Source organism: Embleya sp. NPDC020630 (genome assembly GCF_044334985.1).
GTDB lineage: Bacteria > Actinomycetota > Actinomycetes > Streptomycetales > Streptomycetaceae > Embleya.
In genome coordinates this window covers 768,164-787,606 of record NZ_JBIRUB010000003.1, presented here as the reverse complement: position 1 = coordinate 787,606, position 19,443 = coordinate 768,164, and the positions used below count along the sequence as shown (strand labels likewise).

The following is a 19,443-nucleotide window of genomic DNA, read 5'->3' as shown; positions in this document are numbered from 1 at the left end:
AATGTGACCCGGCAAGGCTACCTCGGGCACGTCGCGGACCTCAAACGATTTCGTCGGCTTTTCGGTCGCGCCGTTCCCGCAGGTCGAACCGGTAGGCGACGGCGGCGGTGCCGATCAGCAGGGCGAGCGGCGCGGCGAACGCGATCAGTACGTGCACGCGCAGGACGAGTATCGCGCCGGTGAACGCGCCCAGTGCCATCGCGATCGCGGAGAGCAGCCGGCGGCCGGCCCGGGACCCGGTGCCGCCGAGCCGGCGGATGTCGGCGGCCAGGCCGGTCAGCGTCTGGGACAACACGGTGGTGGTCAGGTCCGGGACGGCCAGCCGGCGGGCCACCGCGTTCTGCAGGCCCATGGCCAGGCCGAGCAGCAGGATCAGGGTGTAGCGCTCGCCGGTGCCCAGGCCGTGCACCGCGGCGGCGACGATCAGGGCCGCGGCGAGCAGGGCGGCCTGTACCGAGGCGCCCACCCACAGCAGGCGCACGCGGCGCGCGCCGAAGACCACGCCGAGTCGGCCGCCGCCGGCCGCGCCGACCAGGAACGCGCCGAGCGCGGCGAGCGAGGCGGCCACCGACAGGCCGGGGGCGCCGGCCAGGGCGAAGCCGGTGAAGACCACGTTGCCGGTCATGTTCGCGACGAACACCCGGCCCAGTTCGAGATAGCTGAGCGCGTCCACCAGGCCGGTGACCACGGTGAGCACGATCAGCAGCGGCGGCAGCGGGGCGTGCGGGTCGTCGTGCGGCGGCAGCAGTGTGTGTTTGGCGTCCCGAAGCGTCTCGCGCATCGATGTCCCCTCCGGGATGGGCCGGTTCTCGGTTCGGGCCCGACGACCGGGCCCCGTGCCGAGGCGAACCACCGGCTCGGGGCTATCCATTGCCACTCCGGGACCCGTGACACCTTCGACGGCCGTGCGGCCGCTCACACTGCGGCCGAGTGGCGGTACCCGTTCATCCCATGTGGTGGTGCCGGCCGGCCGCCCGGCGGGGCGGGTCGACGCACCGGTCGGCGGCCGATCTAGCCTGCTGTCGATTTCCCTATATTTCCAATCATTTGGGGCATTCGTGCGATCATCCCGCACCATGGCCGTCCTCGTCCTTGTCGTCGCGGTGGTCGCCGCCATCGGCTTCGTCGTCTTCGCCCGCGACCACGGGAGTGATCCCGAACAGAAGGCCGCCGCACCCGCCAAACCTCCCCAGGGGCAGGCCGCCCAGGCCCCGCCGACCCTGATCGGCGACGGCTCGACCTCGAACACCGGCGAGCAGCCCAACCGGCCCAGGCCGGAGAAGCTGGCCCCCGGCGCGACCCCGCCGCAGTTCGTGGTCTTCTCCTGGGACGGCGCCGGCGAGGACGACAAGAAGTTGTTCTCCCGCTTCCGCCAGGTGGCCAAGGAGAGCAACGCCAGGATGACGCTGTTCCTGTCCGGGGTGTACGTGCTGCCCGAGGCCAGAAAGGCCAGGTATCAACCGCCGCACAAGCCGATCGGCGCCTCCGACATCGGCTACCTCGACGACGCCCACCTGCGGATGACGCTGGAGCAACTCGGCGCCGCGTGGCAGGAGGGCCACGAGATCGGCACCCACTTCAACGGACACTTCTGCGGTCCCACCGGCGGCGGTTCGTGGTCGGCCGAGGACTGGCGCGCCGAGACGGAGCAGTCGCGCGCGTTCGTGAAGAACTGGAAGACCAACACCGGCTGGACCGACCTGCCGGCGCTGCCGTTCGACTACGACAAGGAACTCATCGGCGGCCGGGCGCCGTGCCTGGAGGGACAGAAGGCGTTGCTCGCGGCGGCGCCCTCGCTCGGCTTCCGCTACGACGCCAGTTCGCCCGGCGGGCGGCAGGTGTGGCCGGCCAAGGTGAACGGGGTGTGGGACCTGCCGCTCCAGCAGATCCCGCTGCCGGGGCGGGGGTTCGAGGTCCTGTCGATGGACTACAACGTGATGTTCAACCAGTCGCGCACGGTCAAGGGCGACCCGGCGAAGTTCGGCGAGTGGGAGGACCAGGCGTACGCGAGCTACATGGCGGGCTTCGACCGCGCGTACACCGGCAACCGGGCGCCGCTGCTGATCGGCAACCACTTCGAGGGGTGGAACGGCGGCATCTACATGAAGGCCGTCGAACGCGCGATGCGCACGGCCTGTACCCGCCCGGAGACCAGGTGCGTGAGCTTCCACGACCTGGTGGACTGGCTCGACGCGCAGGATCCGGCGGTGCTGGCGAAGTTGCGCACCTTCGACGTCGGCGCCAAGCCGGACTGGGCGGCGCTCGGGGCGCCCCCGGTGCCCGCGGCCCCCGCCGCGCCGGGTGCGCCCGGCGCGCGACAGGCCGCGGTGGTGCGCGACCGCTACTGACGACCGACCGACCGACTGAACGACCGACCGTTGGCCGGGCCTGGGCGCCGTCCCGCCCGGTCGGCGTCAGCCGTGGGGGTGGCGCCGGTCCTCGCGCAGCAGCTCCGGCAGCGTCACCGCGCCGGAGCCGTAGCGGGCGGCCTGGTCGTCGGGGTTGGAGATCCGGCAGCGCTTCATCGACAGGCACCCGCAGCCGATGCACTGCTCCAGGCCGTCGCGCAGCCGTACCAGGGCCTCGATCTCCTCCTCCAGACGACCGCGCCAGGCCCGGCTGATCCTGGCCCAGTCGGCGGGGGTGGGGGTGCGGCCCTCCGGGAGGTTGCTCAGCGCCGACCGGATCTCCTCCAGCGACAGGCCGATGTTCTGCGCCGCCCGAATGAACGCCAGCCGGCGCAGGATGTGCCGCTCGTACCGGCGTTGCCCGCCCGTCGTGCGGCTCGCGGTGATCAGGCCCTCGGCCTCGTAGTAGCGCAGCGCGGATGCCGCGAATCCGCTGCGCGCGGTCATCTGCCCGACCGTCAACAGGTCCGTTCCGGTGAGCACACCGTCTCCCAGGTCTCGTCCGAAGTTTCCGTGCGACGCGCCTCCCGGTCGCTTGACCTGAAGTGCACTTGAACTTGCAGTGTAGAGGGGCAGCCCATCACCGGGTGGGGTGTGGAATTCCCCTGGAGAACACCATGCCTGTCGCACTCGTCACCGGCGCTTCGCGCGGCCTCGGCCTGGCCCTGGCCCGCGCGCTCGCCATCCGCTCCTGGACGCTGGTCCTGGACGCCCGCGGGCCCGCCGACCTGGACCGGGCCGCCCGCGAACTGCGCGCCCTGGGCGACGCCGACGTGATCGCCGTCGCCGGCGACGTGACCGATCCCGCGCACCGTCGCGAACTGCGCGACCTGGTCCGCGAGTCCGGTCGACTCGACCTGCTCGTCAACAACGCGAGCGCGCTCGGGCCCAGCCCGCTGCCGCCGCTCGCCGCCCACCCCCCGGCCGACCTGGTCCGGGTGTACGAGGTGAACGTGTTCGCGCCACTGGCGCTGACCCGACTCGCTCTGCCCTTCCTGCTCGACGGCGACCGCGGCGCCGTGGTGAACATCAGCTCGGACGCCGCCGTCAACGCCTACCCCGGCTGGGGCGGCTACGGCTCGGCCAAGGCCGCGCTCGACCATGTCGGCGCGACGCTGGCCGCCGAGAACCCGGACCTGGACGTATATGCGTTCGACCCCGGGGACATGAACACCGACCTGCATCAACAGGCGTTCCCCGGCGAGGACCTCTCGGATCGCCCGAACCCCGAGACCGTGGCGCCGGCCCTGCTGCGCTTGCTCGACGAGCGTCCCGCGAGCGGGCGGTACACGGTCGCCGAATTCGCCCCGGCGGTGGCCTCGTGACCACCGCGACGATGCATGAGGCCACCGAGCCCGCCGAGGCGCGGGGGCTCGCGCGGGACGGGGTCCGGCTGCTCGTGCACACGGGGGAGCACGTCGAGCACACCGTCTTCCGCGACCTCGGACGGCACCTGGGACCCGGCGACCTGCTCGTGGTGAACACCTCCGCGACGCTGCCCGCCGCGGTGGACGGCTACCGCGCCGACGGCTCGCCGGTCACCGTGCACTTCGCCACCCGGCTCGACGAGGAGACCTGGATCGTCGAACTGCGGCACACCGACGGCACACCCGGGCCGGTGGCGGGGGTGCGCCGCTTCGAGGCGGTGCGCTTCCCCGGCACCCGGTGCGGCATGGCGCTGCTCCTGGACCCGTATCCGCACGAGCACACCCCCCAGCGGTTGTGGAAGGCCCGGATCACCGTGCCGCACGCCCGGGTGGAGACCTTCCTGGCCGACCGCGGCCGGCCGATCAGCTACGCCCACGTGCGCGAGCGCTGGCCGCTGACGGCGTATCAGACGATCTTCGCCCGGGACGAGGGCAGCGCCGAGATGCCCAGCGCCGGGCGGCCGTTCACCCACGAGCTGGTGGTCGACCTGATCACCCGCGGGATCACCGTCGCGCCGATCGTGCTGCACACCGGGGTGTCCTCCCAGGAGGTCGGCGAGCCGCCGCTGCGCGAGTGGTTCGCCGTGCCGGAGAGCACCGCGAACCTGGTACGTCGGGCCCGCCGGGTGATCGCGGTGGGCACCACGGTGACCCGGGCCCTGGAGTCGGCGGTGGGCCCCGACGGCGAGATCGCCGCCGCGAGCGGCTGGACCGACCTGATGCTCGGCCCGGACCGGCCGGCCCGGGTGGTCGACGGCGTGATCAGCGGCCTGCACGCGCCCGAGGCCACCCACCTGCTGCTCCTGGAGGCGGTGGTGGGCCGGATGGTGGTGCGCAGGGCCTACGACGCGGCGATGGCCGAGGACTACCTGTGGCACGAGTTCGGGGACAGCTCGCTGCTGCTGCCCTGAGCCGCGGCGGCCCGGAGTCCCCTCCGGGCCGCCGGCTCACCGCACCAGCTCGGACACGGGCCCGTGCGAGGAGCCCGCGTTCCCCGGTGGGGCGGGGCGCCGGGAGCGTACCCACCACAACACGATCACGCTCGCCGCCGCCGCGACCGCGCACCACGTAGACGCGAACGCGTGGAACCACAGACGCATCGTGACCGCCGCGCCGACGGCGCAGACCAGGCCCAGGAACCGCAACAGCCGGTCCCGGGCCAACAACAACGAGCCCAGGGTGGCGACCAGATAGCCGGCGATCACCCACGGGGCGGCGGGAATGCCCACCGAATAGCGCACGGTGTTCCCGCAGATCTCGGCGTTCACCGGCCGCGAGACGAGCGCGTGCCCGAGGGCGCCCGCGACCACCAGGCCGAGCACGATGAAGAACGTGGCCCGCACCCGCTCCCGACCTCGGGCGAGCGGCCACTGGGCGGCCAGCACCGCGAACGGGACGAAGGCGGGCAACAGCGGGAAGGCGATCACCGCCCAGGCCTCGCGCGCGATCTCGGCGGTACCCGCCGACACGTCACCCGTCTCGCCCTGCCACACCACCGCCTCGACGAGCTGATGGGCGCCCAGGATGACCGGCAACAGCGCCATCGGCAGATCGTTGATCCGTCGCACGGAGGCGACGCTCGCTATGCCGACCGCCGTGATGGCACTGCCCATCACGAGGTCCGCACCGGCGCTCCAACACACGGCTGCCTCGATTCACGGGGAGGGGTGGGGGTGGTCCCGTGGCAGGCGTACCCACATGGTTGGTGTGTTCAACAGTTCATACGCTCATTCGGCCCCGGGAATCGACGTGGGATGGGTCACGCCCGGGTGTAGGGCACACGTACCGCCGACCGTCCGGCATGGTTGGCGCGGACACGGTCGACGCCGGCGACGCGGGTGCGATGGGGCCTGGCGTGGCCGGACCCGGTGTCGGGTCCGGCCACACCGCGCGTCAGTTGCCGGCCGTCCACTGCTCCCAGGTCAGGTTCCACGCGCCGTAGCCGTTGTCGGCCGCCACCGGCTTCTCCTCGTTGCCCTTGACCTGCACGATGTCCCCGCGGATCGAACGCTCGTACATCCACTTGGCGTTCTCCAGCGTCATCGAGACGCAGCCGTGGCTGGTGTTGGCGTTGCCGAACGGGTTGACCGTGGTCCACGTGTTGGCGTGCAGGAACGTGCCCGACTCGGTGATCCGCATCGCGTACGGCACGGCCTTTTGGTCGTACTCGTTGCCCAGGCCGACGGTCTGCGAGTTCATGTCGAGCGTGGGGTAGCGCTCCTCCATCACCATGATCCCGTTCCACGTCGTGTACTTGGGGTCCTCGCCCGCGGTGATCGGGATCGTCTTGACCACCTGGTCGTTCTCGGAGACGGTCATCGTGTGCGCGTTGGCGTCCACCACGGCGATGCGCTTGGTGTCCGCGATCTTGAAGCCGAAGCTCTTGAACTGCTTGGACATCACCCCGCCGCCGAGGTCCACGCCGCGCAGGTTCAGGTCCACCTTCACCTGGGTGCCGGTCGGCCAGTACTCCTTCGGCCGCCAGTCCACCCGCGAGTTGCCGAACCAGTGCCAGGCGCCCTCGACGGCGGGCGTGGCGGTGACCTTGATCGCCTCCTGTACCGCCTTGCGGTTCTTCACCGGCTGGTCGAAGGTGATCGACACCGGCTGGCCCACGCCGACCGTGGCGTCCGCGTCCGGCATGAAGGTGGCGGTGGCCGCCTGCGTCGGATTGAGCACGGTGAACGCCGCGTTGGCGGTGGTCGGCTTGTTCTCCGCGTTGACGGCGGTGGCGGTGACCGTGTACTTGCCGCCGTACATGAACGGCACCTTCGGCTTCCAGGAGTCGCCGTTCAGCGCGCCGTCGACCGCCTCACCGCTCGCGTTGGTCACCTTGACCTCGGACACCTTGCCGCCGCCGACCGCGATCTTCACCGGGGCGCCCGGGTCGACGCCGGTGGCCTTGTCCACGGGGGTCAGGGTGACCACGGCGGGCTCGGCCGGGCCGGCGCGGTTCTCACCGGCCACCTTCGCCGGGTCCGCCGACTTCTTCGCGTCGTCCTTGCTACAGGCTCCGGTCAACAACAGGGTCGCCGCGACGAACGCCGCGACCCCGACACGCTGGGTGATACCGGTCATGAAAAGGGCCCCCCGGGCTAAGCCGTCCGATCAGGTGGATTCACCTGAGGGACGCTGCCGGCCGCGTGGCCGTTGCACGAGGGGCCCTGTGATCGAGGTCTCACTGGTCGCCGGGTGCGTCGCGCCCGGGGACTACTCCTTGGTTGCGCTGCCGGCCAACCACTGGGACCAGGTCAGGTTCCACGCGCCGTAGCCGTTGTCGGCCGCGACCGCGCGCTCCTTGGAGTTGACCACCTTGACCACGTCGCCGCGATCGGCGTGGTCGTAGAACCACTTGGCGTCCTCGGGCGTCATGCTCACGCAGCCGTGGCTGGTGTTGGCCCGGCCGAACGGCGGATTGGCCTTGTCGTACCAGTAGTTGCCGTGCACGAACGTACCCGACGTGGTGATCCGGACCGCCCACGGGACGTCCGCGATGTCGTACTCCTTGCCCAGGCCCACGGTCGCCGAGTTCATCCGGGTCTTCTCGTACTTCTCCATCACCACCATCACGCCGCCCCAGGTGTCGTACTTGGGCGACTCGCCGGTGGTGACCTTGGTGGTCTTGACCACCTTGCCGTTCTCGGTGGTGGTCATCGTCTTGCTCGCCACATCGACCGTGGAGATCCGCGCGACGTTGCTGATCGCGAAGTTGAAGCTCTTGTACTGCTTGGAGCCCGCTCCGCCGCCGAGGTCGGCGCCGCGCAGGTTCAGGTCGACCTTCACCTTGGTGCCGGCCTTCCAATAGTCCTTGGGCCGCCACTCCACCCGGGTGTTGCCGAACCAGTGCCACGCGCCGGACACCGCGGGCGTCGCGGTGACCTTCATCGCCTTCTCCGCCTCGGCCTTGTTGGTGATCGGCCGGTCGAAGCGCACCGAGACGGGCTGACCGACGCCGACGGTCCCACCGTCGGGGAAGATCGAGGCGGTCACCTCCTTGCCCAGCGTCTGGGTGGTGAACCTGGTGGAGATCGTGGTCGGCTGGTTGTCCGTGTTGGTGGCGGTGGTGCTCACCGTGTACTGGCCGCCGGGGGTGAACGGGACCTTCGGCTTCCAGGACTTGCCGTCGGGCGACAGGGTGCCGTCGACCTGTTCGCCCCTCGCGTTGGTCACCTTGACCGCGGAGACCTTGCCGCCCTCGATCGCGAAGGTCAGCGGATCGGCGAGGTCGACGCCGGTGGCGCCGTCCTCGGGCGTCATGGTCACCTGCGGCGCGGCCCCCTTGGCCGGCTCGGGGGGTTTGCCGGACTCGGTGCCCGGGGTGCCGCCGGCCGAGCCGGGCGCGACCGTGGATTCGCTGCCCGCGTTGCTCGTCTTGTCGCCCTTGTCGTCGCCGCCCAGCAGCCCGCAGGCCCCCGTGAACAGGATCGCGCCGGCGATCAGAACGGCCGGAACGGTGCGCCGTCGCATCGCTTTACCTGCCACGTTTCGGGATTCCCTTCACAACGGGTCGAAAAGACGGAGGCCGCGCGATGCGAGTCTCCGCATCATTGACTTCCGGAGGGGGTCTCAGGTTGCTCTCCAAGGGATGTGATGTACGTCTCGTTTCGATGGGCGGGTCGTCGATGGGTCCTCGGCTCGACGGTCCGCGCGGCCCGGTGGCGGTCCGGCGCCGGTGACGGTGGTGCGTCGGTTGTGCGGTGGATCGCGGGCCGACGCGTCGGCGGATCGCGCGGCGTCGGGATGCTCGTGGCGACCGTGCGTGCGACGCGGCCGACATGGAGGCCGCGCTTCGCGTACTTGCGTGGGCGCGGTCGGGGAGGGTATAGGCGTCGCGCCGCGATCGGCTCCGCCGTGTTTCCCCTATATACGGGTGACGCTCGAGGTCGGCCACGCGTGCTCGCGGGTCGTGCGGGGGCCGGTTGCGCGGCCCATTTTCGGGGCTTCGTACGTGAGACTGATCACCGCCGCGGGGGCCTCGCGCGGTGTCGCGGGGCGCCGGGCGCGGGTGGGCGGGGGCCGGTGGGCGCGGGCGCCAAATCCGGTCGGACGTGGCCGGATTCGCTCTCGGCAGGGGTTTGCGCCGGCTCGATCGGCCGCCGGGGAGATGGGTAACTCACGGACATATCAGCCCAGTTGGCGACACGTCAGGCTACGCATGCGTCCGGAAGGTCGGTGTTGGGCACGTCCGGATCCGGCCCGGTAGGCTCACGCCCGACCAGCCCCCGGCAACGAGGATCCGCTTGATGTCAGCAGTAGACATGCCCCCTCGCGTCCGGTCCGAACGACCCCCGATGGGGCGGCCACTGCTCGCCTTCGCGGTCGTGTCGATCTGTACCGCAGGCGCGGTCGTGTGGGCGGTGTCGGCCGTCGGCTCGAAGCATCGCACCACCGTCGCGGTGGGCGGCGTGGCGGTCGCGTTGGCGTTGGCCATCGCGGTCGCGGCCACCGTCTACGCGATCGGCACCGCGGACCTGTTGCGCGCCAGGGTCGCCACGTTGGAGGGTGACGCGGCCCGCTGGAACGACGCCAACCGGGACCGGATGTCCGCGTTCCAGGCCGAGGCGGCCCGGGTCGCCGACCAGACGTTGCCCGCGCTGGTGGCGCTGCTGCGCGACGGCGCGTCGGTGGAGACCGCCCTGGCCGGTGTACCCACGCCGCAACACGAGGCGCTGGAGCGGATGTTGACCACCGTGGCCCGTGAGGTGGGCCAGGGCGAACGGATGCGTGCCGCCGCGATGTCGGCGTGCGCGAACGCCGCCGGCCGAGTGCAGGCGTTGTCCACCAGCATGCTCGCCGACCTGCGCGAGATGGAGGGCCGGCACGGCGAGGAGGTCTTCGGCGACCTGCTCCGGCTCGACCACAGCACCGCCCAGGCGGGCCGGCTCGCGGACAGCATCGCGGTGCTCACCGGCGCGCGTTCGGGGCGGCGCTGGACCAAGCCGATCGTGATGGAGAGCATCCTGCGCGGCGCGGTCGGCCGGATCAGCGCCTATCAGCGGGTGCGGGTGCACTCCACCAGCGAGGCGGCGGTGGCCGGCTACGCGGCCGAGGGCGTGATGCACGCGCTGGCCGAACTGATGGACAACGCGACCAAGTTCTCGCCGCCGTCCGAGCAGGTGCACGTCTACGTCGAGGACGTGCCGGCGGGCGTCGTGGTCACGGTGGAGGACGGTGGCCTGGTGATGGGCGAGTTCGCCCTGCGGCGCGCCGAACAGGCGGTCTCGGCCGACGCGTTGGACCTGACCACGCTGTCCGGGACGCGGTTGGGGCTGGCCGTGGTGGGTTGTCTGGCCCGCAAGCACGGGCTGACCGTGTCCTTCCGGCCGTCCTCGCGTGGCGGTACGGGCGTCGTGGTGATGATTCCGCGGCAGTTGGTCGGCGAGATCCGGCCCGAGCCGCGCAAGCGGGCCGCGCACGAGGTGCGTTCGGGGCGGGCGCATCCCGTGGAGGCGGCGCCCGTGACCCGGGCGATCGCGCAGGCGCCCGTGACTCCCGTGGCTCCCGCGGCGCCCTCGGTGGCCGAGCCGGCGCCCGCACCCACGCTCTCCGGGTTGGCCAAGCGCCGCCCCGGACAGACCCTGGCCGCCGCGGCCAAGGCGGCCGAGCGGGCCGAGTCGCGCTCGGACGCCGGTACCGAGAGCAAACCGCGCCCCGCGCCCGGGGCCCGCTTCGGCGCGTTCCGCCAGGCGGTACAGGGCGAACGACCGGGTCGGGACGTGACGGCGTCCCCCGACGACAAGTCCTGATCGCCCCTTCGCCGGGTGGTACGCAACGAGAGAACGGAGGCGGGGGCGGGCATCCGAACGATGTCCACCCCGGAAGCCCTATGAGCGCAACAGCACACGGCACCGAAGCGCAGCGGACCGATTCGCAACGGCGGTCCGAGCGTGACCTCGACTGGCTCCTGGAGAACCTGATCGAGCGCACCCCGGGCACGCGGCACTCGCTCGTGTTGTCCAAGGACGGCCTGAAGTTGTGCCGTACCGGCGGGCTGACGATCGACCAGGCCGACCAGCTCGCCGCCATCGCGTCCGGCATCCAGAGCCTGTCGCACGGCGCGTCGATCGAGTTCGGCGACGGCAGCGGCGGTGTGCGCCAGTCGATGACCGAGTTCCACGGCGGGATCCTGTTCATCGTCGAGGCCGGCGAGGGCGCCCACCTCGCGGTGATCGCGGACGACGACGCGGACGCCGGGGTGGTGGGACACAACATGAACGAATTGGTCGAGCAGATCGGCGAGTATCTGAGCACACCGGCTCGGAACTTCGACGAAGGCGGCCGATCGGCATGATCCGGCGGCCAGTCGACAGCGGCGATCCGGACCGGCTGTACACGGTCACCAACGGTCGAACGCGCGCCGACGAGGACGCGTTCGACCTGGTCACCCTGATCGTCAGTGAGTGCGAACCCACGCCGGGCATGCAGTCCGAGCACGTGCGGATCCTGCGGATGTGCGATCGACCGACCGCTGTGGTGGAGATCGCCGCCGAACTGGGCCTGCCCGTGGGCGTGGTGAAGATCCTGCTCTGCGACCTGCTCGACACGGGGCGAATCACCGCGCGGCACCCGCGCCTGTCCCCGCGCCGGGCGCAACTACCCGATACCGAGATCCTGAAGCAGGTGCTCGTTGGACTCCACAACCTCTGAGCTCGCCACGTCCGAGCCGGCCGTGCGTACCCCCCTGGCGAGCACCGCGAGCGACGGGCTCAAGATCGCCATCGTGGGCGGCTTCGGCGTCGGCAAGACGACGATGGTGCGCTCGGTGAGCGAGATACGTCCGCTCAACACCGAGGAGACGATGACCCGGGCGGGTGTGGGCATCGACGAGGCGCGTGCCGCGGACGGCAAGACCACCACCACGGTCGCCTTCGACTTCGGTCGGATCTCGCTCAACGACGAGATGGTGCTGTACCTGTTCGGCGCTCCCGGGCAGGAGCGCTTCTGGTTCCTGTGGGACCGGCTGTTCTCGGGCACGCTCGGCGCGGTCGTGCTGGTCGACCCCAGGCGGCTCGAGGACTCGTGGTACGCGATCGACCGGCTGGAGCACCACGGCATGCCGTTCGTCCTGGCCCGCAACAACTTCGGGCCGCCCGAGCACACGCTGGAGGAGGTGCGCGACGCGCTGTCCCTGCCCGCGGAGATCCCGATGGTCGACTGCGACGCGCGCAGCCGGGAGTCCAGCAAGGCCGTGCTGATCGCGCTGGTGAACCACCTCTACACGTTGTCCTTCGCCCGGGAGCACGCCCTGTGACCACGCCTTCGGACCTCAACGACCCGAACGCCCCCGCGCCGCCGCAGGGTTGCCCCGCGCACGCGGGCGGCGGGCCGGCCCTCGACCCCTCGCACGAGGGCGCCGCGCGGTTGTCCGGCCCGGGGTTGTGGCAGGACCCGCACGGGATGTATCGCAAACTGCGCCAGGAGCACGGCTCGGTCGCGCCGATCCTGCTCGACGGAGACATCCCCGCGTGGTTCGTGCTCGGCTACCGCGAGGTGCACCATGTCACGGCGAACGACCAGATGTTCGCCCGCGACTCGCGGCGCTGGCACGCGTGGGACCGGATCGCGCCGGACTGGCCGCTGATGCCGTTCGTCGGCTACCAGCCGTCGGTGATGTTCACCGAAGGGCCCGAGCACCGGCGCCGGGCCGGGGCGATCAGCGACGCGCTCTCGGCGGTGGACCAGTTCGAACTGCGCGCCCAGGCCGAGCGGATAGCGGACCGGCTGGTCGACGAGTTCGCCGGGGTGGGCGAGGCCGAGTTGATGGCGGACTACGCGCACCGGCTGCCCTCGCTGGTGGTGGCCCGGCTGTTCGGGCTGCCGGAGGAGGAGACCCCGGATCTGGTCCGGGACCTGGCCGGTTCGTTGGACGGCGGCGAGGGCGCGGTGGACGCGCACCTGCGGGTACGGGCCACGATGGCCCGGTTGTTGGAGCGCAAGCGCGAACGCCCCGGCGCCGACGTGCCGTCGCGGCTGCTGGTGCACCCGGCCGAGCTGGCCGAGGAGGAACTGATCCAGGACATGCTCGTGGTGATGGCCGCCGCCCAGCAGCCCACCGCGAACTGGATCGGCAACACGCTGCGGCTGATGCTGACCGACGACCGTTTCGCGCTGACCCTGTCCGGCGGCCGGCGCAGCGTCGGGCAGGCGCTGAACGAGGTGTTGTGGGAGGACACCCCGACGCAGAACTTCATCGGCCGCTGGGCGGTGCGCTCGACGGTGCTCGGCGGGCAGAAGATCAAGGCGGGCGATCTGCTGGTGCTTGGGCTGTCCGCGGCCAACACCGACCCGCAGGTGCGGCCCGACTCGCACGCCGGCGCGGCGGGGAACAGCGCGCACATGTCGTTCAGCCACGGCGAGCACCGCTGCCCGTACCCGGCGCCGGAGTTGGCCGAGGTGATCGCGCGGGCGGCGATCGAGGTGCTGCTCGACCGGCTGCCCGATGTCAACCTGTCCGTGCCCACCCGGGAGCTGGTCTGGCGCGACTCGGTGTGGATGCGCGGTCTGGAGAACCTTCCGGTCGAGTTCACCCCGGCGTACGTGGGGTGATCCCGGGTCGGCGCGGGGACGGGCGCGTGGCCCGTCCCCGGATGGGGCGTCCGATTTTCGGCGCGCGGGAGGGCGCGGTCAGGCCGTGGGGGTGAACGTGACCGGCAGCGCGACCGGGCCGCGGGTGAACACGCCCTTCTCGACGGGTGCGAAGCCCGGGGCGAAGGCCAGGTCGGGCATGGCGTCCAGGAGGTGGTTGGTGCCCACCTCGACCTCGGCCACCGCGAGCAGCGCGCCGACGCAGAAGTGTCGGCCGAGCGCGAAGGACAGGTGGTCGGCCGCCGCGGAGAACGCGGTCTTGGCGGTCAGGTCCTCGCGGAAGATGTCGAACCGGTCGGGGTGCGCGTAGCGCCGATCGTCCCGGTTCGCCGCGCCGATCAGGCAGGTGAGCGTGCTGCCCGCGGGCACCACACCGCCGGCGAGTTCGACGTCCTCGGCGGGTTGGCGCATGATCATGTGCACCGGCGGCGAGTAGCGCAGCGTCTCGGCGAACGCCCGTGGGATCAGCGAGCGGTCGGCGCGTACCGCGGCGAGTTGGTCGGGGTGTTCGAGCAGGTTCTTGAACAAACTCGCGATCGCCTTGTCCGTCGTCTCGCCGCCGGCGGCGAGCAGCAGGCTGCAGAAGGCCTTGATGTCCTCGTCGCTCATCCGGGTGCCGTCGATCTCGGCCAGGCACAGCGTGGACAGCAGGTCCTCGCCCGGGTTCGCGCGCCGCTCGGCGATCAGCGGCAACATGTACGCGGCGAACTCGTCCCGGGTGCGCAGCCCGGCGGCGGCCACACCGGGGTCCTGGCTCAGGTTGCCCAGGAACGCGATGACCGAGGTGTACCAGCCCTGGAACCGCTCGTGGTCGGCCTGGTCCAGGCCGAGCATGTCGGCGATCACGTTGACCGGGAAGCGCTGGGCGAACTCCGGTACCAGGTCCACCGATCCGCGCGCGCGGAAGGTATCCACCAGCTGCCGGGCGTTGCGCTCGATCACCGGCATGAACGTTTCCTGAAGGGTGTTTCCGCGAAACGCCGGTGCCACCAGCGCGCGCCGGACCGCGTGTTCGCGCCCGCTCATCTGCAGGATGGTCCGCCCGTGCACGGGCTCCAGCTGCCAGTCGTAGTTGTCGGTGGTGAACACCGGCTCTTTGAAGGCCCGTTCGAGGTCCGCGTAGCGCGAGATGACCCAACTCTGCATGCCCTCGTGCCACAGCAGCGGGTGTTCGTCCCGCATGCTCCGGTAGAGGGGATACGGATCGGCCGCGAACTCGGGCGAAAGTATGTCGGGCACGTCCAGAGCGGTCATCGAATCGAATCCCCTTGTCCCGCAACGCGATCGAAGATCATCAACCAACCGCCCCAGGCTATGGACCCAACCACCCCGGGGTCCACCCCGCCCGCGGGGCCGGCCTCAGTCTCCCGCGGTCAGTCGTTCCGCGAGTTCGCGGGCGTCGGCCGGCATTCCGGGGATGGGTGGGGCGTGCCGCGCCAGGGGCTGGTCCACCGCGAGGAGGTGGTTCGGGGCGCGTTGCGCGGGTGCACGCTCCAGGACCGTGGTGCCGGTCTCGGCCTCCAGGGCCGGTGCGTAGCCCGCACCGCGCAGCGCGGCCAGCGTCTCCTCGGGCGGCGCGGTCGAGATCAACACGGTCGGGGCGATGCGGCGCAGGCCCAGTTTGGCCAGGGCGCGGGCGCCGGCGACCTCGGCGATCAGCGCCGGGTCGTCACAGCGGATGCAGCAGGCCGAGCGGACCACCCTCAGCCGCCCGTGGGTTCGCGCGGCGTCCTTGATCGTGTACGCCAGTGGCTGGGGTAGGGGGAGCCCGTTCGCGGAGGCTGCGGAAAGGCGTTCGGCGACTTCGTCCGCGCTGTGGCCCGCGTCGTAGGCGCGCCGCAGGGACGCCGGGCCGATCCGCCAGACCACGGCGTGGCCCTCGGATTCGATGTCGCCGACGGCGGAGAGCAGTTCGGCGAGTTCGGGCGCCGGGGCGCCGGTCACGGTGGCGGTCAGGTCGGATTGGAACCGGGCGGTGGTGCTCGGCGCGGGCAGCGTCGTGCGCAACGTGTCGCGCAACGCCGCGACGGCGCGCGCGAGTACGGGGCGTCGGGTGACGTCGATGCCGAGACCGTCGAGTCCGGATGCCTCCGGATCGGCGTCGGCGCCGGGGACGGCGGGGAAGTGGTCGGCGGCGCGCGCGTCGAGGAACGCGCCGACCGCGCGGCCGATCCCGGTGAGCGCGCCGCCGGCCACCAGTCCGAGCAGTTCCGCCTCGGCCAGTGTCGCGGCAAGTCGTCCGTCGAACTGCGCGTGCTCCTCGGATGCTTCGGAGACATCGCCCAGGAGGGAGGTGCCGAGGGCGGGTTGGAACCACGCGGCACGCTCGAACAGTTCGGCCCTCGCCTCGGGCCCCTGCGCGAGAGAACGCCCTTCGGGGAGGGTCGCGAGGGCGCGCAACACGCCATGGCGCAGCGGCACCGCGAAACCGTCCTGCGGACTGACCAGGGCCACGGGCGTCTCGCCCGCGTCCTCGGGCCAACATGTGAACACCTCCGGCACCACCGCCCATGTGGCGATCAGCGGCAACAACTTGCCCGCGGGCGAGGCGACCACCCAGTCGTCGTAGCGCTCCGTGGGCAGCAGTCGCGCCGCCGGGGGTGGCGTCGAGGCCGCCCGTTTGCCCGGCCGTTTGCCCTGCTTGGGCTCCGGCGCGTCCACGTGCGGTGCGGCCAGGCCGGCGTTCACCGCCAAGTCCAGCCACAGGCGGGTGTGTTCCTCGCTTGCGCCGGCGGCCTTGGCCAGTCGACGGGTGTCGCGCACCGCGATGCCGCCGGCCTTGCGCACGGCGAGCGGGCGGGCGGCCAACTCCCGCAGGACCAGCTCGGCGCGCCAGGCGGCGGCAGCGGCCGCCCCGGCGCCGTGTTCGTCGGTGCCGCGCGGGAGCGGCGTGGTCCGGGTCAACGGCTCGGGAGTCAAGGCGATCGGCACGGCCGCGTCGTCGGTGCGCAGGGCACGCGCCACCTCGTACGGCATCTCGACCAGGTCCTGATCGACGGGGACGAGCATGCCCCGGGCGGCCAGCCAGTCGGTACCCGGATCGCCGGAACCACCCTCGCGGAACGTGTACTTGGCGCCGGCGCCGTAATACCGGCCGCCGATCGGCACGAAACAGTGCGTGCGCAACAGCGGCGGCCCCGGCACCAGGTGCTCCAACAGGTCCAAGGCGTCCCGCGGCGCGTCGGCGACCATGGCGCGTACCCGTTCGGGATCGGAGAGCACCGCCACGATCCCACGCTGCGCGTCCGCGCGGGTCCGCACGTCGCCGAGGCCGAGCCCCGAGGCGACGCGCCTGACCTCGGACGCGTTGAACGCGGTGGTCAACAGCCGTTCGGCGGGCGCCCCGAATCCGGCCAGGTCCGCCGCGAGCGTGTGCAACAGCGACGGCACCGCCAGCCGGCCGCTCGGCGCGGGAAACAGCAGCGCCCGCTCGCGCAACCCGTCCATGGTCTCGGCCACGTGCTCTCGCGGTATGCCGGCAGCCGCCAGTCGGTCCAGCAACTCGGGTTCGGACACGAGGCGGTCGTACGGCTCGACCGATGGGGGCACCGCCGCCGCCGACCACGCGGGCACGGGCGGGCGCTCGTCCGGTACCGGGCCGTACTCCTCCAACGCCCGCAACGCCACCGCCGCCAACAGCGCGATGTCGCCGGCGGTCACGCGCGACAGCCCCAGCATCACGGACTCGTCCGCCACCAGGAACCGCGCCAAGTCGCCGAAGCCGGCCACCCGCGTGTATCCGGCCGAGCGCGGCAACGCCCGCTCCTCCAACAGGGCCGTCAACCGCTCGACCGACAACCCCGCAAGCCACCGCTCCACCGAAGCAACACAATCCACGCAACGAGCGTAGGCCACACGAGGCCGGCCGCCGCCGGAACTCAACGTCGGTCCGACCGACGCCGCGCCCAAGCAGCCCCGGCCCAGGACGCGGCGGGCCTATCCCGGCTGTACCCCGCCGCCCGTGCGTAGGCGGTCGTCGACGTCGCGGACGAAGGGTTCGCGGGACCACGGGGCCAGGGATGCCCGTACCGTGCGGACGCGGTCCACCGCCGTCGCGTATCCCTGTACGCCGACCAGGTCGAGGGCCTCCTCCAGCAGCCGGCACGCGTCCTGTGGCTCGCGGGCGCCGACCGCCGTCGCGGCCAGTTCGGCCAGCGTCATCGCGCGCTGCTTGTGGCTGTGCGGCGGCAGCCCCGCCAGGGTGCGTTCCAGCGTTGCCCGCGCCTCCGCCGAGCGCCCGGCGGCCACCTCCGCGGCGCCCCGGAAACCCTCCAGGCGGGCCGCCGAGAACCAGTCCAGCCAGGCCGGCGGGCCGTCCGCCGTCCACGACCCGGGCGTGTCCGGCGGCGCGAACGTCTCGGCGGCCCGGTCCAGCAGCGGAAAGGCCGCGTCGGGCGTACCCAGCCGCACCTCCGCCTCCGCCGCGATCGCGTCCAACCACGCCCGCAGCGTCGGACCCGCGTCGCCGCTCGTGGTCCGCTCCCGCGCCGCGGCCAGCGTGTCCCGGGCCTCGGTGCCGCGCCCCGTCCAGGCCGGCGCGAAGGCCATGTGCCCGAGCACGGCCGCGGCCAGCGAGCCGTCTCGACCCCGGTCCGCCGCCTCCAGCGCGAGGTCCTGCCAGCGCCGCACGTGCGGCCCGCGCAGACTCAGGTCGAAGAAGGCGATCCGGGACGCGAGCAGCGCGGTTTCCGCGATCGCGGAGTAGTGCGGGCCCTCGGGTCCCTCGGCCAACAGCCGGGCGCCGTGGCGGGCGTGTTCGGCCACCACCGGGAGCAGCCGCCCCGGTTCCTCGATCCAGTAGCGGGACCGCAGGCGGGCGGTGGTGGCCACATAGGCGGCGGGGTCGGGGAGGGCGGGTGCCGGCGCCGAGGAGGCGTACGCGGCGGATGTCTTCGCCGTGAGGCCGGCGACGGCGGCGCCGGCCAGAAAGGTACGTCGTTGCACCGCGTCCTCCATACGCGTCGGTTGACGGACATGACTGGAGGACCCGCTCACGCAATACACCGGGTCCGATAGATCCGTGCTGGATCTCGATCGTGACCCCGTCCCACCTGCGGCGTCATGCCTCTAGCCCGTTAGGGCGGCAAGAGTCCTCAGCGCGTCCTTCAGGAGTCCCACCGCGGGCCTCGTCACACCGTGTGCCGGCCTGGTTGCATCTAAGGGCAGGGCGGACGACGCACAACTCGGACGTCTCTGGCACGTGCAGGACACAGAGGACGCTTCGAGGACCTCCCCGGCCCCCGAGGACGATTCCGTTTCCACGACGAAACGAGAGGACCGCCTCACCGATGGACGCCGACGCGAACCGAACGACGCTGGCAGCGCTGCCGCAGGACGCGCTTCGGAACCCGTACGCACCTCGCCTGGTCGCCGCCGGCGAGACGTTCGACGTGATCGAGGTGGAGGACCGGCTCGGTCGGGCGGCCCTGGAGACGCTGCACGCACACCGCGTGCCGGTCGGACCGGTCATCTTCGACCGCCGCTACCGCCGGATCGGATTCCTCGTACCGCCGACCGCCGTGATGCCGATGCGCCCGCGCGAGCGCCGGCTCGGCCCGCGCCACCACGGGCGCGGCGCGTGGATCACCTTCCCGCCGCCGCCGGAGCAGAACGACGGCCCGCTGGTGTGGCTGGTGCCGCCCACGCCCGACAACCGCCTGACCACGCTGCGGCACGTGCGCGCGGCGATCGCGGAGGCGGCCCGCGCGCTCGCCGAGCGCCAGCAGCAGGCGATCTGAGGTCGCCCAGGACGTACCGGTCGGAGACCTGACATCACGAGCGGCTCCCCCAATACCTGCTCGACCCGACCGGTATCGGCAAGACGCGACGCGCCCCTCGGCCTCTCGGCCGGGGGGCGCGTCCGTGCGTGGGGGCCTCTCGGCCGGGGCGGGTCCGTGCGTCGGCCCGGATCGGGGCCGGCCCGGGGCGGTCCGCCGCCGGTCCGCGGCCGATCCGACGCCGCGCACAAGCCGCGCCACAGCCGGTCCGAAGCCGGTCCGCAGGCGCGCCCAAGCCGCGCCCAA

The 19,443-nt window shown here is 72.1% G+C and carries 17 protein-coding genes; 9 read left to right on the top strand and 8 right to left on the bottom strand.

The genetic code is table 11. The features are described from left to right. Nucleotides 1-40 precede the first annotated feature (40 nt). On the bottom strand, nucleotides 41-781 hold the full coding sequence (locus ACH4XV_RS14895; RefSeq protein WP_395789721.1) for a YoaK family protein: 741 nt from the start codon (nucleotides 779-781) through the stop codon (nucleotides 41-43). 295 nt (nucleotides 782-1,076) lie between these two features. Here ACH4XV_RS14895 and ACH4XV_RS14890 point away from each other — a divergent pair, with 295 nt between their 5' ends. Further along, the gene (locus ACH4XV_RS14890; RefSeq protein WP_395789719.1) at nucleotides 1,077-2,348 is read left to right on the top strand and encodes a hypothetical protein; all 1,272 of its coding nucleotides are present in this window, start codon (nucleotides 1,077-1,079) and stop codon (nucleotides 2,346-2,348) included. 66 nt (nucleotides 2,349-2,414) lie between these two features. Here ACH4XV_RS14890 and soxR read toward each other — a convergent pair whose 3' ends face one another. Continuing rightward, on the bottom strand, nucleotides 2,415-2,891 hold the full coding sequence (gene soxR, locus ACH4XV_RS14885; RefSeq protein ID WP_395789717.1) for a redox-sensitive transcriptional activator SoxR: 477 nt from the start codon (nucleotides 2,889-2,891) through the stop codon (nucleotides 2,415-2,417). Nucleotides 2,892-3,025: 134 nt separating this feature from the next. Between soxR and ACH4XV_RS14880 the strand changes: the two genes are divergently transcribed. Both ACH4XV_RS14880 and ACH4XV_RS14875 read left to right on the top strand, forming a co-directional pair. Next, nucleotides 3,026-3,733 (top strand): SDR family NAD(P)-dependent oxidoreductase, encoded by a 708-nt coding sequence (locus tag ACH4XV_RS14880; protein ID WP_395789715.1) that lies wholly within the window; start codon nucleotides 3,026-3,028, stop codon nucleotides 3,731-3,733. Further along, nucleotides 3,730-4,746: an S-adenosylmethionine:tRNA ribosyltransferase-isomerase gene (locus tag ACH4XV_RS14875; protein WP_395789713.1), complete on the top strand. Its 1,017-nt coding sequence runs from the start codon at nucleotides 3,730-3,732 to the stop codon at nucleotides 4,744-4,746. Before ACH4XV_RS14880 ends, ACH4XV_RS14875 begins: the two co-directional genes overlap by 4 nt. A gap of 36 nt (nucleotides 4,747-4,782) precedes the next feature. Here the strand turns inward: ACH4XV_RS14875 and ACH4XV_RS14870 are convergent, their stop codons facing one another. The 3 genes from ACH4XV_RS14870 to ACH4XV_RS14860 all read right to left on the bottom strand — a co-directional run bounded on the left by ACH4XV_RS14870 (nucleotide 4,783) and on the right by ACH4XV_RS14860 (nucleotide 8,302). Further along, entirely contained in the window at nucleotides 4,783-5,478 is a 696-nt protein-coding gene (locus tag ACH4XV_RS14870) for a DUF6629 family protein (protein WP_395789711.1), read from the bottom strand. 250 nt (nucleotides 5,479-5,728) lie between these two features. Further along, entirely contained in the window at nucleotides 5,729-6,913 is a 1,185-nt protein-coding gene (locus ACH4XV_RS14865) for an Ig-like domain-containing protein (RefSeq protein WP_395789709.1), read from the bottom strand. A 132-nt stretch (nucleotides 6,914-7,045) separates the two neighbouring features. After that, entirely contained in the window at nucleotides 7,046-8,302 is a 1,257-nt protein-coding gene (locus ACH4XV_RS14860; protein WP_395789707.1) for an Ig-like domain-containing protein, read from the bottom strand. Nucleotides 8,303-9,126: 824 nt separating this feature from the next. Between ACH4XV_RS14860 and ACH4XV_RS14855 the strand changes: the two genes are divergently transcribed. The 5 genes from ACH4XV_RS14855 (at nucleotide 9,127) to ACH4XV_RS14835 (ending at nucleotide 13,381) form a co-directional block, all read left to right on the top strand. Beyond that, entirely contained in the window at nucleotides 9,127-10,581 is a 1,455-nt protein-coding gene (locus ACH4XV_RS14855) for an ATP-binding protein (protein WP_395789705.1), read from the top strand. 80 nt (nucleotides 10,582-10,661) lie between these two features. Further along, nucleotides 10,662-11,126, top strand: a complete 465-nt coding sequence (locus tag ACH4XV_RS14850) for a roadblock/LC7 domain-containing protein (RefSeq protein WP_395789703.1) — start codon at nucleotides 10,662-10,664, stop codon at nucleotides 11,124-11,126. Further along, a complete protein-coding gene (locus ACH4XV_RS14845; protein ID WP_078977125.1) occupies nucleotides 11,123-11,482 on the top strand; it encodes a DUF742 domain-containing protein in 360 nt (119 codons plus the stop codon). Before ACH4XV_RS14850 ends, ACH4XV_RS14845 begins: the two co-directional genes overlap by 4 nt. Continuing rightward, entirely contained in the window at nucleotides 11,463-12,086 is a 624-nt protein-coding gene (locus ACH4XV_RS14840) for a GTP-binding protein (RefSeq protein WP_395789701.1), read from the top strand. Before ACH4XV_RS14845 ends, ACH4XV_RS14840 begins: the two co-directional genes overlap by 20 nt. After that, nucleotides 12,083-13,381 carry a cytochrome P450 gene (locus ACH4XV_RS14835; protein WP_380002802.1) on the top strand — a complete coding sequence of 433 codons (1,299 nt, stop codon included), beginning with the start codon at nucleotides 12,083-12,085 and terminating at the stop codon, nucleotides 13,379-13,381. Before ACH4XV_RS14840 ends, ACH4XV_RS14835 begins: the two co-directional genes overlap by 4 nt. A 78-nt stretch (nucleotides 13,382-13,459) precedes the next feature. Here the strand turns inward: ACH4XV_RS14835 and ACH4XV_RS14830 are convergent, their stop codons facing one another. The 3 genes from ACH4XV_RS14830 to ACH4XV_RS14820 all read right to left on the bottom strand — a co-directional run bounded on the left by ACH4XV_RS14830 (nucleotide 13,460) and on the right by ACH4XV_RS14820 (nucleotide 18,364). Further along, nucleotides 13,460-14,674 carry a cytochrome P450 gene (locus ACH4XV_RS14830; protein WP_395789699.1) on the bottom strand — a complete coding sequence of 405 codons (1,215 nt, stop codon included), beginning with the start codon at nucleotides 14,672-14,674 and terminating at the stop codon, nucleotides 13,460-13,462. Nucleotides 14,675-14,779: 105 nt separating this feature from the next. Next, a complete protein-coding gene (locus tag ACH4XV_RS14825) occupies nucleotides 14,780-17,257 on the bottom strand; it encodes a helicase-associated domain-containing protein (RefSeq protein ID WP_395789697.1) in 2,478 nt (825 codons plus the stop codon). 99 nt (nucleotides 17,258-17,356) lie between these two features. Beyond that, nucleotides 17,357-18,364 carry a transcriptional regulator gene (locus ACH4XV_RS14820; protein WP_395789695.1) on the bottom strand — a complete coding sequence of 336 codons (1,008 nt, stop codon included), beginning with the start codon at nucleotides 18,362-18,364 and terminating at the stop codon, nucleotides 17,357-17,359. 344 nt (nucleotides 18,365-18,708) lie between these two features. On the opposite strand from ACH4XV_RS14820, the gene ACH4XV_RS14815 reads away from it, so the two are divergent. Then, complete coding sequence (locus ACH4XV_RS14815; protein WP_395789693.1) at nucleotides 18,709-19,158, top strand: hypothetical protein; 450 nt, start codon at nucleotides 18,709-18,711, stop codon at nucleotides 19,156-19,158. The last annotated feature ends 285 nt before the right edge of the window (nucleotides 19,159-19,443 follow it).